10 protein-coding genes are annotated in these 13,360 nt (G+C 71.6%); all 10 read right to left on the bottom strand.

Features of this window, described 5'->3' with window-relative positions; all coding sequences use genetic code 11:
* Positions 1–56 precede the first annotated feature (56 nt).
* The 10 genes from AB0J40_RS44530 to AB0J40_RS44485 all read right to left on the bottom strand — a co-directional run bounded on the left by AB0J40_RS44530 (position 57) and on the right by AB0J40_RS44485 (position 13,096).
* Positions 57–2,357, bottom strand: a complete 2,301-nt coding sequence (locus tag AB0J40_RS44530; protein ID WP_364466199.1) for a hydantoinase B/oxoprolinase family protein — start codon at positions 2,355–2,357, stop codon at positions 57–59.
* On the bottom strand, positions 2,354–4,471 hold the full coding sequence (locus tag AB0J40_RS44525; RefSeq protein WP_364466197.1) for a hydantoinase/oxoprolinase family protein: 2,118 nt from the start codon (positions 4,469–4,471) through the stop codon (positions 2,354–2,356). The genes AB0J40_RS44530 and AB0J40_RS44525 overlap by 4 nt, the downstream gene beginning before the upstream one ends.
* 17 nt (positions 4,472–4,488) lie before the next feature.
* Positions 4,489–6,078, bottom strand: coding sequence for an FAD-dependent monooxygenase (locus AB0J40_RS44520; protein WP_364466195.1), 1,590 nt, complete (start codon positions 6,076–6,078; stop codon positions 4,489–4,491).
* Positions 6,075–6,818 carry an alpha/beta hydrolase gene (locus AB0J40_RS44515; RefSeq protein WP_364466193.1) on the bottom strand — a complete coding sequence of 248 codons (744 nt, stop codon included), beginning with the start codon at positions 6,816–6,818 and terminating at the stop codon, positions 6,075–6,077. The genes AB0J40_RS44520 and AB0J40_RS44515 overlap by 4 nt, the downstream gene beginning before the upstream one ends.
* Before the next feature lie 38 nt (positions 6,819–6,856).
* Positions 6,857–8,164, bottom strand: a complete 1,308-nt coding sequence (locus AB0J40_RS44510; RefSeq protein WP_364466191.1) for an MFS transporter — start codon at positions 8,162–8,164, stop codon at positions 6,857–6,859.
* A gap of 190 nt (positions 8,165–8,354) precedes the next feature.
* The gene (locus tag AB0J40_RS44505) at positions 8,355–8,948 is read right to left on the bottom strand and encodes a TetR/AcrR family transcriptional regulator (RefSeq protein ID WP_364466189.1); all 594 of its coding nucleotides are present in this window, start codon (positions 8,946–8,948) and stop codon (positions 8,355–8,357) included.
* Positions 8,949–8,999: 51 nt separating this feature from the next.
* A complete protein-coding gene (locus tag AB0J40_RS44500) occupies positions 9,000–9,866 on the bottom strand; it encodes a VOC family protein (RefSeq protein WP_364466188.1) in 867 nt (288 codons plus the stop codon).
* Positions 9,867–9,871: 5 nt separating this feature from the next.
* Positions 9,872–10,687 carry an alpha/beta fold hydrolase gene (locus tag AB0J40_RS44495; RefSeq protein ID WP_364466186.1) on the bottom strand — a complete coding sequence of 272 codons (816 nt, stop codon included), beginning with the start codon at positions 10,685–10,687 and terminating at the stop codon, positions 9,872–9,874.
* 80 nt (positions 10,688–10,767) lie between these two features.
* Positions 10,768–11,412 carry a TetR/AcrR family transcriptional regulator gene (locus AB0J40_RS44490; RefSeq protein ID WP_364466184.1) on the bottom strand — a complete coding sequence of 215 codons (645 nt, stop codon included), beginning with the start codon at positions 11,410–11,412 and terminating at the stop codon, positions 10,768–10,770.
* A 34-nt stretch (positions 11,413–11,446) separates the two neighbouring features.
* Entirely contained in the window at positions 11,447–13,096 is a 1,650-nt protein-coding gene (locus AB0J40_RS44485) for a RecQ family ATP-dependent DNA helicase (RefSeq protein ID WP_364466318.1), read from the bottom strand.
* Positions 13,097–13,360 lie beyond the last annotated feature (264 nt).

The raw sequence follows: 13,360 nt of genomic DNA, 5'->3' as shown, positions 1-13,360 counted from the left end.
TATCTCATCTCAGCATGGCGGCCGGCCTCCGCGTTGTCAAGACAGAACGTTCTACCTCACCGTGTCCAATGCCGGTATTCGTCCACGGGCAGCGGGTGCTCCACCGGCACGACCCGCGAATGGACCGCGGTCAGGCAGCCCGGGCAGAACAGCTGGCGGAACACGACTTCCGCGTCGACGTACTCCAGGGGGTCGTGCCAGATGTGCGGGCCCGCTTCGGTCGGCGCCGCGTCCCGGCGGGCCAGTGAAGCGAAGAACGCACCTCCGGCCAGCGGCCCGATCTCCGTTCCACAGTGGACACACCCGACCGTCCCGTTCGCCAGGACGGCGAGGTTGTCGTCGAGCCGGCGCACCACGTTCAGGTCCGGCGTGCCGCTGGGCGTGAGCCCGGTCAGCCCGGCGCCGGAAGCCCGGCGACGCCGCAGTTTCGCGCGTTGCTCTTCGGTCGCGGCCACGTCCACTTCGCCGCCGCGGAGCACGACTCCGTAGACGTCCTCCGCCGCGTCCGCGGTCACCCGGACCTGCCGTACGTCCTCGCGGACGCTTTCGGGCGAGCGGAGCAACGGGTCGCCGTACCCACCACCGGCTTGCCAGTGCAGGTAGAGCGCGTCACCGGGGCCGAGGTCCGACTCCCCTTCACACGGCAGCACCTCGATCTCCCCGCCCAGCTCGCCCAGGTGGGCGGGGATGGTGTCCGCCTGGGCGAGCTGGGGTCGGCGCACCCCCCGCACGACCAGGTCGAGCTGGGAGTTGCCCGGGTAGCCACCGGCCAGGCCGACGTTCTGGTTCGCGACCTTGCCGGTGCCCGAGACGACCAGGGACATCGTCCCCGTCTGGTCGGGGTGCTGGACGTAGCAGACCGAGCCGCTCATCCCGCCCCGCTGCCGCCCCGGCCCGCCGGAGTCCGGCTGCTCCCGGCGCCACAGCGCGACCAGCGGGTAGAGGTACTCGGTCATCTCGACGTCCGGTGCCCGGGCCGAGGGGATGATCAACCGGCCGCCGGTGTCGACGCCGTCGTGGTGCACCTGGGCGCCGTAGCCGCCCGCCATGACGTCGAACACCGGGGACACGAAGCCCTTGCTGCCGCCGCCGCGGGTGTCCACACCGGACACCACGCAGAGGTCGGTGGTGCCGTTGCAGATGGACTGCACATCGGTGCGGTGGTCCGGTTCGGCGTCCAGCATCTTCGCGAGCACCTCGGCGACCAGGTTGCCCGAGCCCCACGCCGGCCCGAACGGGCCTTTGCCCACCGCGGCCGGGAAGGACGCGTTGGTGATCGTGTCCTCGTCGGTGATGATCTCGAAGCAGCGCATCAGCCCGCCCGCGGCCCACGGGATGTCCCCGGCCAGCAACGGGAGCATCGTGAACACGATGCCCGCGCGCAGTCCCGGGTAGGGGCAGTTGATGATGCCGGTCTGCCCGGCGGTGCCGCGGAAGTCGAAGACGAGCTTGCCGGCTTCCTTGGTCATCGCGACCTTGATGGCGTGCAGGCCGCGGTCGCCGGTCCGGGACTGTTCCTGGTAGCCGACCGCGCTCCACGTCCCGTCGGGCAACGTCTCGAGCTTGGCCCGCAGCCGGCGTTCGGCGTCGTCCATCATCCGGCGCATCACCGTCTTGACCGGGTCGGCGCCGTACTTGGTGATGAGCCGCAGGATCTGCTCGGCCGCGTTCTTGTTGGCCGCGATCTTGGCGCGCAGGTCCAGCCCCACCAGGTGCGGCAACCGCGACCGGCGGACCCAGGCGTCGGCGACGTCGCGCTGCAGCACGCCCCCGCGGACCACCTTCATCGGCGGCGTGGGTACGGCTTCACCGAAGACGTCGTGGGCGGACGGGCTGAACGAGCCCGGCCGCGGCCCGCCGAGGTCGACCTGGTGGGCGATGGCCGTCGTCCAGCCGAACAGCCGGCCGTCGTGGAAGATCGGCGCGAGGACCGCGGCGTCGTTCTGGTGCAGCCCGCCGCCGATCCACGGGTCGTTGCACAGGAACATGTCACCCTCGGCGATGCCCGGGTTGTCGCCGCGGTTGCGCAACGTCCAGGTGATGGCCAGGTCCATCGACCCGATCAGGCCGATGTTGTAGGTGCCGACCTGGACCTGCTCGCCGAGCTCGTCGCAGATGGAGAAGTTGAAGTCGTTGGACTCGGTGACGACGTGCGAGCCCGACATGCGCCGCAGCGTCTCCCCCATCTCCTGCGTGATCGCCCACAGCCGGTGCCGGACGACCTCGTAGGTCAGGGCGTCGACCTCGGCGTCGCCGACCTGGTGCAGGGGCAACGAAGGCGAGATCTGCCGCAGCAGTTCTTCGCGGGGCATGGGACGGCTGGTGAACTCGTCCGCGCCGGGGATCCTGGATGTCATGCGAAGTGCCCTCCCTGGTAGCGCAGCACGAGGTTGCCGAGGTGGTCGACGCGGCCGGTGACCCCGGCGGGCACCACGACCACGGTGGTCGGGACGTCGACGATCGCGGGCCCGACGAGTTCGTGACCCGCCCGCAGCCGCGCGTAGTCGTAGACGGGCGTCATCACGTAACCGAGTTGCGAGTCGAGGCAGACCGACCGTTCGCCGAGCAGGGCCTCCCGCGGGTCGGGTCCGTCGGCCGCGGGGATCTCCGGCAGCGCGACCGGGAACCCGAGCCCCGCCTTCGCGCGGACGCGGTAGGTGATCGCCTGCACCCCCGCCTCGCGGTAGCCGGCCCCGCTGCCGTTGATGCGCTCGTACTGCTCCTCGAACCGCTCGAGGATCTCCTGGCCGGTGCGTTCGGTGAACTTCGCGTCCGGCACGGCCGTCGCGAGCTCGGTGACCTGCATCGAATACCGCAGGTCGATTTCGCGGTGCAGCGTCACGTCGTGGAACTTCACCTTCTGCCGGTCGAGCGCGCGTTGCAGGTCCGCTTCCAGCCGCGAGAAGTGCGACTCGAGCACGGTGTGGTCGACCGGGAATGACGACGGATCCGACAGTTCCGCGCTCAACGCGACGTCCGAGGCCGCGAGCCCGTACGCCGAGAACGCCGACGCCACCGGGCCGAGCGGCACGACGACCTCGCGCACACCGAGGTCCTGGCAATACCCGGCGCAGTGGGCGGGACCCGCGCCGCCGAAGGCGTAGGCGACGAAGTCACGGGGGTCGTAGCCGGCCTGGACGACCGCGCGGCGCAGGAGGTCGCCCGCCTGCGCGTTCTGCACCTCGTGGATGGCGATGGCGGCCTCCTCGACCGTCAGCCCGAGCGGCTCGGCCACGTGGACGCGGATCGCCTCCCGCGCCAGGTCCAGCCGCAACGGCTTGCGGCCGCCGAGGAGCCCCCGCTCGCTCAGGATGCCGAGAACCAGGTTGGCGTCGGTGTTCGTCGGCCGTGTGCCGCCGTTGCCGTAGCAGGCCGGGCCCGGGACGGCTTCGGCGCTCTGCGGGCCGAGCCGCAGGTTGCCGCCGTCGTCGACGGACGCGAGCGCCCCGCCACCGGAACCGATGGTGTGCACGCGGATCGTCGCCGCGTTGATCGGGAACTGGTTCACGATCGAGCCGGGCGCCATCACCGGCTCGCCGTCGACGATCAGCCCGGCGAGGAACGTCGTGCCGCCGACGTCGGTGGTGATGACGTTGCGGTGGCCCAGCTGCCCGGCCAGGCGCATCCCGCCGACGACCCCGCCCGACAGCACCGACCCCACCGTGGTGATGGCGTGCTCCGGCGCGCGGTCGGCGGTGATCGTGCCGCCCTCGCTCTGCATCACCAGCAACGGTCCGTTGAGGCCGTTCGCCTCCAGGTGCTTCTGCAATGGCAGCAGGTAAGTGCGCAACCGGGGACCCACCTGCGCGTTCATGATCGTCGTCGAGGTCCGCGCGAACTCGCGGATGCGGGGACTGACCTCCGAAGACAGCGTGACGTACATGTCCGGCGCGATTTCGTGGATCAGCTCCCGCACGCGCTGCTCGTGGCCGCCGTTCTTGAACGACCACAGCAGGCACACCGCGATCGCCTCGACACCTTCGTCCACAAGGGACCGCGCGACGCGGCGTACTTCGGCTTCGTCCAGCGGTACCAGGACTTTCCCGGCGTGGTCGATCCGCTCGGTGACCTCCAGTGCCCGGTACTTCGGCAGCAACGGCGCGGGCTTGCGCTGCCGCAGCGTGTCCTGGATCTCGTGGGCCGACCGGCCGAGCGTGCGGCCCTCGGCGTTCATGATGTAGATCGCGTCCCGGTGCCCCTTGGTGGCGATCAGCCCGACGTCGGCGACCTGGCCCTGGACCAGCGCGTTGATCGACGCGGTCGTGCCGTGGGCGATGTAGTCGGTCTGCGCCAGCAGTTCGCCGACGCCGATGCCGAGCTCACCGGCGAGGTCCTCGATCGCGCGCATGACGCCGGCCTCCCGGTTCGGCGGCGTGGTCGGTGTCTTGGCCGACACGATCCGGCCGGCGCCGTCGGAGGCGACCGCGTCGGTGAACGTGCCGCCGACGTCGATGCCCAGTGCGTATGGCATTGCGGTTCTCCTGGTTCTCAGCGCCGGTGGGCGGGGACGCGGCCGGTGACGGTCCGCAGGATGCCGGCGGGCCCGACGTCGGGGCCGCCCATCCAGGCGACGTGCTGGTCGGGGCGCACCAGCAGCAGCGGGGTGGGGTACCGGCCGGGCAGGTCGACGACGGTGAGCGGGATCCCGAGGTCGCGGGCCGCCAGTACCCAGGCCGTCGTCCCGGCCGCCGGGTCGGTGCGCAGCAGGGTGAAGCCGGGGCCGAGGACGTCGAGCACCGGCCGGCCGTCGTCGAGCCGGCGGTGCGGGAGCCGGAACCCGGGCCGCAGCCGGTCCTGGTAGTCCCCCATGGTGAGCTCGGCGTGGTCTTCGCCGCCGACCACCAGCGGCGAACCCGCGTAGTGGTAGCCGAAGCTGAAGCCGTCGGGGGAATACCGGCGCGGCTCGGTGGCGGCCAGCCGCGCGGCGAACTCCGCGCGAGCCCGGTCACCTTCGGGACCGGGCAAGTGGATGTCCGGCGAGACGTCCGCGAACGACGTGCGTGCCTGGGCGCCCACCGCGGTGGCGAACTGGTCGCCGACCGGCTTGCGCTCCGCCTCGTAGGCGTCCAGCAGTTCCGGGGGCGCCCAGCCGTGGTGAACCGCGGCCAGCATCCACGCCAGCGTCGCCGCGTCCTGGATGCCGGCGTTCATGCCGAACCCGCCGACGGGGATCCAGATGTGGGCGGCGTCGCCGGCCAGGAACACCCGGCCCGCGCGGTACCGCTGGGCGACCAATCGGCGGCCGGTCCAGCGCACCACACCGAGCACCTCGTGCTCGACGTCCTTCCCCACCGACTCTCGCAGCAGGCGCTCCGGGTCTTCGCCCTCGGTGTCGTGATCGGGGGCGAAGGCGACGTGGTTGAGCCACAGTTCGTCGCCGTCGATGGCGATCAGCGACGCGATCCGGCGGCCGTAGGTCCAGTACGTCCAGGCCCGGTCTTTCGCGGCCAGCCGGCCCAGCTCGGGTGAGCGGACGAACGTCGACACGAACCGCTGGATCGCGTCGACGCCCTCGTAGCGGATGCCGAGCTGGCGGCGCACGGTGCTGTGGGCACCGTCGCAGCCGACGACATACGCGTAGCGCAGCGTGCGCCGGGTTCCGGCACTCTCCACGACGGCTTCGACGTGGTCGTCGTGCTGCCGGAGCTCGACCAGCCGCGTGCCGCGCTCGAGGGTCAGCCCGGGCTGCTTGCGCGCGTGCCGCTCCAGGATGGGCTCGAGGTAGAGCTGCGAGATCCGGTGCTGCGGTTCCGGCGTCGGCCAGGTTTCCTGGCCCACCCCGGCCAGGACGTCGCCCGCGGAAGGCAGGTCGATCCGGTAGATGTCCTCGCCGGTCAACGTCGTCCGGTAGTGGATCGAGGTGGGGTAGTCCTCGGGCAGCCCGGCGCGCCGGATCTCCTCGGCCAGCCCGAGCCGCCGGAAGATCTCCATCGACCGCGCGGACGTCGTGTTGCACCGCGGGTTCACGCCGCGCGCTTCGGTCGCCTCCACGACGTGGCAGGCGACGCCGCGCTGCGCGAGGTCGATGGCCAGGGTCAGGCCGGCCGGGCCGGCGCCGACGATCAGGATTTCGCTCATGCGCTCAGGAACTCCCCTGCCACCTTGACGAACTCGTCCGGCCGGTCGACGTGGATCCAGTGCCCGGCCCCCGCGACCACGTGCAGCCGCCCGTGCGGCAACGCCTCGGCCAGCCGCTCGGAGACCTCGACCGGCTGCACCCGGTCACGTTCGCCGTGCAGCGCGAGCACGGGCGTGGTGATCTTCGCCGGGTCGGGCGGTGGCGGGCCGCCCACGACGTCGGCGAACATCGACCGGAACGCCGACTCGGCGCCGGGCCGAAGTGCCTGCTTCAGCCGCAGGTCGGTGAGCTCGTCGAGGAGTCCTTTGTGGACGCTCTCGTCCGCGACCAGCCGGCCGAGGGTGGCCCGCATGGACGTCCTGGTCGGGTTGTCGTAGAAGGGAACCGCGGGCGGCGGCGGCCCGGTCCCGGCTCCGCCCATGAGGACCGCGCGGCCGACCCGGCCGGGTGCGACGGACAGCAACGCGAGTGCCGCGGCGCCACCCGCGGCCGAGTTGCCGACCAGGTGCACGCGTTCCAGCCCGTGGTGGTCGAGCAGGTCCAGCACCTGCCGGGCGCGGGCGAGCGCCCAGGCGCGGGGCCCCACGAGGCCGCCGGTCCCGGCGACCTGCGTGCCGAACCCGAGCAGATCGGGGGCCAGGCAGCGGAACTCGCCGTCGAACCCGGCCCGCACGCTCGCCCAGTTGCTCGCGGCGTCGACGCCGGGCCCGCCGCCGTGGAGCAGCACCAGGGCAGGCACGTCGGTCCTCCTTTGTGGATGGTACGTCGGCACGCGGCTCACGGCAGCCGCGCGACGACTCGGGTGGCTTCGTTCTCGCGCACCCGGCCGAACCGGGCGAGCAGGAGCGTCGCGACCGCGCCGATCGCCCCGGGAATCGCGAAGAACCGGAACATCGCGCCGGGGGCCCAGCCCGCCTGCAGCAGGAACCCGGCGAGCAGGGGGGCCAGGACGGCGCCGAGCCTGCTCACCGCGACCGCCATCCCGAGTGCCGTCGCCCGAGCCTCGGCCGGGTACAGGCCGGGCACGATGACGTTGATCCCGGTGACCGTCCCGTTGAGGAACAGCCCGACGAGCACCGCCACGACCAGCGCGGTCGCCAGCGTCCCGAGCGAGAAGGAGAACAGGATGAGCACGAGGGCGCCGATGCCGAAGTAGGCCGCGGTCAGCCGCCGCGGGCCGATCCGGGACACCAGCAACCCCAGCACGACCGCGCCCGTCACGCCGCCGAGGCTCAGCAGCACTCCCCCGCTGAGGCCCTGCTGACCGGACATCCCGGCCTTCAGCAGCAGGCTGGGGGTCCACGAACTGGCGAAGTAGAACATCAGCTGCGCCGAGACGAACGCCACCCAGACCAGCACGGTCCGCACCGCGTTGCGGCCGCGGAACAGCGAATCGAGGACGACCTTGCGCGACGTCGCCGCCGACGTCACCGCGGGCAGGGCGTCGACGGGGGCCCGGCCCAGCGAAACGAGGATCCGGTTGAGCTTCTCCAGCGCCTGGCGCGGGCGGCGGGCGACGAGGAAGTCCATCGACTCGGGCAGGAAGCGCAGCGCGACCGCGAAGAGGAGCGCGGTGACCAGGGCGCCGAACACGAAGACCGAGCGCCAGCCGAACGCGCCGAGCAGCAGGCTCGACGCGATTCCGGCGATCACCGAACCCAGGCCGTAGCCGGTGGTGATGAGCGCGACCACCAGCCCCCGGCGCCGGTGGTTCGCGTACTCGGAGGTGAGCACCGGCAGGCCGGCCGCCATCGCGCCGACGGCCGCTCCGGTCACGACGCGGCAGGCGAGCAGCTGGCCGAAGTCCTGCGCCGCAGCGGCGGCGAGCATGCCCAGCGACGCTAGGGCGAGGCAACCGAGGGTCAGCCGGCGGCGGCCGACGCGGTCGGCCAGCGGGGCGAGGAAGAGCCCGCCGACGGCCATCCCGGCCAGCCCGCCGCTGAGCAGCACGCCCACCGCGGACGGCGACAGGCCCCACTGCCGGGTGATCGCCGGGCCGACGAACGAGGTGACCAGCAGGTCGAACCCGTCGACCAGGTTGATCACGAGGCAGAGCGCGACCGCTCTCACCTGGGCACGGCTCATCGGTGAGTTCTTCACCTGTTCAAGGACGTTCAAGGGAAACCTCGCTTCGTTGCGGCGGCCGGTTACGTCCCCCCGGGAAGCTCTGTATGTAGCGCTCACTCTACAACTCGGACAACTCGTTGTATAGAGCGATCACTACACAGTGTCGGGGTCTTCAGCCCGCCGGGATCGAAGGTTCCGCTCCGGAGAGCTAGCCCGAAACGGAGTCCTCGTGGAACCGGAGGATCCCGTCGACTCCCTTGAGGAAGGTGTCGCAGACCTCAGCCGGATCGGCCAGGCAGCCGGACGCCATCGCCCCGTCCCGCAGCATCACGAAGTGCCGGCCCGCGGGCTGCGAAGACTCCTCGCCGACCTGGGCGAGCAAGTCCGTCACCGTGCGGAGGAACCACGCGCGGTGGTCGACGATCGCTCGGTGCACCGGGTGCTCCGGGTCCGGGTACTCCGCTGCCGCGTTGAGGAAGGCGCAGCCGCGGAAGTGCGCCGACCGGATCCCCCCGGCGATCTGCTCCGCGATGCCCCGTAGGGCGTCGACCGGCGGCAGGCCGCTCGCGAGCAGCTTGTCCACGCCTTCGCGTTCCATCTCGTGCACGCCCTGCAGGTACGCGACGACCAGGTCTTCCTTGCTCGGGAAGTGCCGGTACAGCGTGGCGCGGGTGACCTTCGCCTCCGCGACGATCCGGTCGATCCCCACGGAGTGCAGGCCCTCCGCGTAGAACAGCCGGGTGGCCGTCGCGAGCAGCCTCGACCGCGCTTCGGACACCTGACCTCGGGAGCTGTGCGTCACCCGGTCAAGTCTAGCAGAGAGAACGGTCGGTACCGTGTGCCTCCGGGCCGGTCACGACTTCGGCGAAGCGAACGGGTTGGCCTCGGCGTGGTGGTGACCCCACTCGTCGGAGCGCCCGAAGTCGTGCGGGACCCAGTCGTCGCCCACCTCGATGCCGCCGCAGCCGATCTCCAGGTGGAACCCGCTGGGGTTGCGGACGTAGAAGGAGATCGCCTTGTCGTTCATGTGCCTACCGAGGCTGATCGAGATCGGCACGCCGTGTGCCTGCGCCCGGTCGTAGGCGCGGCCGACGTCGTCGAGCGAGGCGTGTTCGAACTCCAGGTGGTGGATCGACGGCGTTTCCGCGTTCGCGAGCGCGATGCTGTGGTGGGTCCGGTTGCAGCGGAAGAAGAACAGGCCGGGCGCGCGGTAGTCGGTGAGCTCGAATTCGAGCACGGACTCGTACAGCTCGCGCAGTTCCGCGAGCTTGGGGCTCGCCAGGACGAAGTGGCCCAGGCCGGTGATGCCGGGGCCGCCGGCCGGCCGGTCGACGCCGAGGCGCACCTTGGCCTCGCCGACCGCCAGCTCCACGCGGTAGCCGACCGGGTCGGTGAACCAGCGCAGCTGGGTGGCCCCGCGCAGTTCCCTCTCCTCGGCCGAGGCGTCGGCGACGGCGAATCCGGCGTCGGCAAGCCTCCGCGTGAGCCGGTCGAGTTCCCTTGGTGTGTCGACGATCCAGCCCAGCTCGCGCGGGCGGTCCTCGGTGGACGGATGCAGTGCGAGGCGGTACTTGAACTCGTCGAGTTCGGCGAGGACGATCTCGTCCGTGCCGGACTTGGCGTGGGTGACCCCCACGCCGAGGGTGCGCCCGAGCAGGTCGGTCCACGCGTCGACGTCGGTGACCTCCAGGCCGACGTAGCCCAGTTTCCTGATCCCCACCGGGCTCACCCCTCCGCCGCGGCGGCCGCGCCGCCCCGCAGGAATTCGCGGACGATGTGGTTGAACTCGGGCGCCCGCTCGTACTGGACCCAGTGCCGGCAGTGCGGCAGCACGCGCAGCTCCGCGTTCGGGATGCCGTCGAGGATCTTGGGCGCCCAGGTCAGCGGAACGGTCTGGTCCTCGCGGCCCCACACGAGCAGTGTCGGGGCGGCGATCCGGCCCAGGTCCGGCGTCAGGTCACCGAAGTTCGGCGGGATCGGCAGCTCCGGATGGGCCCGGAGGCTCGACTCGTACCGTTCGTCGATGAGCGCCTCGGTCGCCAGCGACTCGTCGAAGACCATCAGCCGCACGAACTCGGCCATCGCCTCGCGCGACGGCTTTTCCGCGGCCATGTAACCGAAAAGGCGGTCGAGCCCGGCCGGCCACGGCGGCGCGTCGGCCGGGAGCACCCCGCCCGGCGCCATCAGCACGAGCCGGTGCACGCGGTCCGGGTACCGCATCGCGATCCGCATGGCCACCGCGCCGCCGTAGGAGTTGCCGACCAGGTGCGCCCGGTCGATCCCGAGCGCCGTCATGGCCCGGCACACCCGCTCGGCGGCGTGGAAGATCAGCGGCTCGGCCGAATCCGGCCGCGGCGATTCGCCCCAGCCCGGCAGGTCGACCACGATGTTGCGGTAGTCGGCGAAAGCAGGCAGGTTGCCGCCGAAGTTGCTCATCCCCGTGGCGCCCGGCCCCGAGCCGTGCAGCCACACGACCGCGTCGCCGGAGCCGGTCTCGGCGTAGGCCAGGCGCGCGTCTCCGACATCCAAGGTGCTCGTCACAGTGCCACCCATCCGTTGTATGTAGCGCTCACTATACAACGGACGGCAGGGTTATCAAGGCCCGCGAGCGGCCGGGGGGCTCAGCGCTTCCGCTTCGCCCCCGCGGCTCGCTGCGCCGCCAGTCCGCGTACCAGGGAGACGAACGGCGCGACCTGCGAGCTGTAGCTGGCGCCGTCGAAGTTGTTGGCCACCGAAAGGCCGTCCGTCAGCGCCCGCCCGAGAACGGCCAGCTGCTCGACGAGGGCCTCGTTGTTCTTGCCGCCGTTCGGCGCGAAGATCGGTGTGAGGGCGTCCACCCAGGAAGCGTGGGCGTAGTCGCGGATCCGCCGCACGGTCGCCTGAACGGCCTCGGCGTCCTTCTGCGGGCCGATGCTGATGGCCACGAGGAGCTGGAGGTAGTCCGGCCGCCGGTCGAGGGAGGCGCAGGCCGCCGAGAACCACGCTTCGAGCCGCTCGAGCGGCTCCCGGTCGTCGAACGAGGACGGGTTCGGGAACGCGGCGTGCAGTTCCTCGAAGGTGCGTTCGAGCAGGGCCGACAGGACGCCGAGCTTGTTCCCGAAGTGGTAGTAGATCGAGCTGGGCGGCAGGCCGCACTGCGCCGACAGGTCCGAGATGGCCATGCCGTCGTAACCCTTTTCACCGACGAGGGAGCGAGCCGCGTTCAGAATGGCGTCTTGGCTGCTCAGCCGCGCACCGGCCGGCGCAGCGCCGGAATCCCTCACCATGCGGGCCATGATAGGTCGGTGTCGGACGACGCCGTTACCCGCCGTGGGTCAAAACCGTGAGGAGGTCGTGCTCTCGCACCGCCTGCGCCGACAACGTCTTGTAGCCGTGGTCGTCGAACACCACCGTCACCGTGTTCTCGTTCGTGGACATCACGATTCCCCGGCCCCACTCCGCGTGCTCCACCACGCTGTTGGCCGGGAAGGCACCATCGCCGGTCGTTGACGCCTCGGCCGTCCCCGCGATGCACGTGTCGCAGTTGCCGCACGGTTTCCCGAGCTGCTCGCCGAAGTAGCCGAGGAGGTACTGGCGGCGGCAGCCGGTCGTCTCGGCGTAGCCGCGCATCATCTCGATCCGGCTCCGGATCAGCCTTTGGTGCGCTTCGGCGGCTTCGACGCCCCGTTCCACGGCCTCCGCGGGGTCCACATCGGAATCGAGGTATTCGAGGCGGCCGTCGGCCGTGACGCCGACCGAGCCCGTCTGCTCCAGCAGGTTCACCGCCCGGGTGCGCTGGGCCGCCGAGACGCCGACCCGCTCGGCGAGTTCGGCCGGCGTCAGCGGGGTGCCCTCGGCGAGGGTGGCCGCCACCTCCGCCAGCGCCTGCTCCGGCGCCTTCGCCGCGGTCAGGAACTTCTGCCTGCCGAGGTCGCGCGGCCGGTGGTACAGCGTGATTTCCGCCGGTTCGCCGTCGCGGCCGGCGCGGCCGATCTGCTGGTAGTAGGTGTCGAGCGACTCCGGTGCCGCCGCGTGCAGCACGAACCGCAGGTCGGCCTTGTCGATCCCCATGCCGAACGCCGAGGTCGCCACCACCGCGTCGAGGTCGCCGGTCTGGAACTGCTCGTGCACCCGCTCGCGGTCGGCCGCCTTCATCCCGGCGTGGTAGGCCGCGACGCGGACGCCCTCCGCGGCGAGCTCGCCGGCGTAGGTTTCGGCGTCCTTGCGGCTGGTGACGTACACCAGACCCGGCCGCGTCGCGGGGTCCGCGGTCAGGGCACGCGTCCGGGTGATGACCGCCTGGTGCCGGTCGTCGTCGTCCGGCAGCGGATCGACGCCGAGGCGCAGGTTGGGCCGGTCGAACCCGGCGAGGACCTCGCGGTGGTCGCGCAGTCCCAGCCGGGCCACGATGTCGGTGCGGACCGGCAGCGCGGCCGTCGCCGTCAACGCGATCACGCGCGGGTGCCCGAGCCGCTCGATCACCGGCGCCAGGCGCAGGTAGTCCGGCCGGAAGTCGTGGCCCCACGCCGAAACGCAGTGCGCTTCGTCCACCACGAACAGCGAGACGCCGAGTTCGGCGACGGCGTCGAGCACCTCGTCGGAGGCCAGCTGTTCCGGAGACAGGAACAGGTACTCGGCTTCGCCCGCCCGCAGCGACGCCCACGCGTGCTCGCGCTCGGCCGCGCGTTGCGCCGAGTTCACGGCGACCGCCGCCGGGGCGCGGCTGTCCCCGATGCCTTCGATCTGGTCGTTCTGCAGGGCGATCAGGGGCGACACCACCAGTGTCGGGCCGTCCAGCAGCAGCGCGGGCACCTGGTAGATCGCGGACTTGCCGGCCCCGGTGGGCAGCACGGCGAGGACGTCGTGGCCGGCCATCACCTGCTCCATCGCCGCCAGCTGCTCGCCGGTCAGCCGGGACCAGCCGAAGTTCTCGGCCGCGATCCGCTGCAGTTCCTCGCGTCTTCCCGCCATCCGCCGCAGGTACCCCCGCGTTGCCGGCGGAAACCCGTCGGCGAGGTGACGGCCCTCGAGGTCGAGGTCCACGACGGCGTTGGGGTCGGCCGTGACGACCGCGAGGCCGTACGCGCGGGCCCGCGGGAGGCAGTTGCCGACGTAGTCCTCGGTGAGGATGGCCGGCGATGGGAGCACGAGCGCGGCCTCGCCGTAGCGGGCGAACGGAACCGCGGAGGCCATCGCGGTGCGCCAGTGGCGCGCGACGGCCAGGACGCCGACGAT

Source organism: Amycolatopsis sp. NPDC049691 (genome assembly GCF_040675005.1).
Taxonomy (GTDB): Bacteria; Actinomycetota; Actinomycetes; order Mycobacteriales; family Pseudonocardiaceae; genus Amycolatopsis.
This window is presented reverse-complemented; position numbering and strand designations above follow the sequence as displayed.

Excerpts from the sequence above, each read along its gene's own strand:
- AB0J40_RS44520 (WP_364466195.1), bottom strand. The coding sequence starts at position 6,078 with ATGAGCGAAATCCTGATCGTCGGCGCCGGCCCGGCCGGCCTGACCCTG.
- AB0J40_RS44485 (WP_364466318.1), bottom strand. The coding sequence starts at position 13,096 with ATGGCGGGAAGACGCGAGGAACTGCAGCGGATCGCGGCCGAGAACTTC.
- AB0J40_RS44510 (WP_364466191.1), bottom strand. The coding sequence starts at position 8,164 with ATGAGCCGTGCCCAGGTGAGAGCGGTCGCGCTCTGCCTCGTGATCAAC.
- AB0J40_RS44530 (WP_364466199.1), bottom strand. The coding sequence starts at position 2,357 with ATGACATCCAGGATCCCCGGCGCGGACGAGTTCACCAGCCGTCCCATG.
- AB0J40_RS44490 (WP_364466184.1), bottom strand. The coding sequence starts at position 11,412 with ATGGTGAGGGATTCCGGCGCTGCGCCGGCCGGTGCGCGGCTGAGCAGC.
- AB0J40_RS44525 (WP_364466197.1), bottom strand. The coding sequence starts at position 4,471 with ATGCCATACGCACTGGGCATCGACGTCGGCGGCACGTTCACCGACGCG.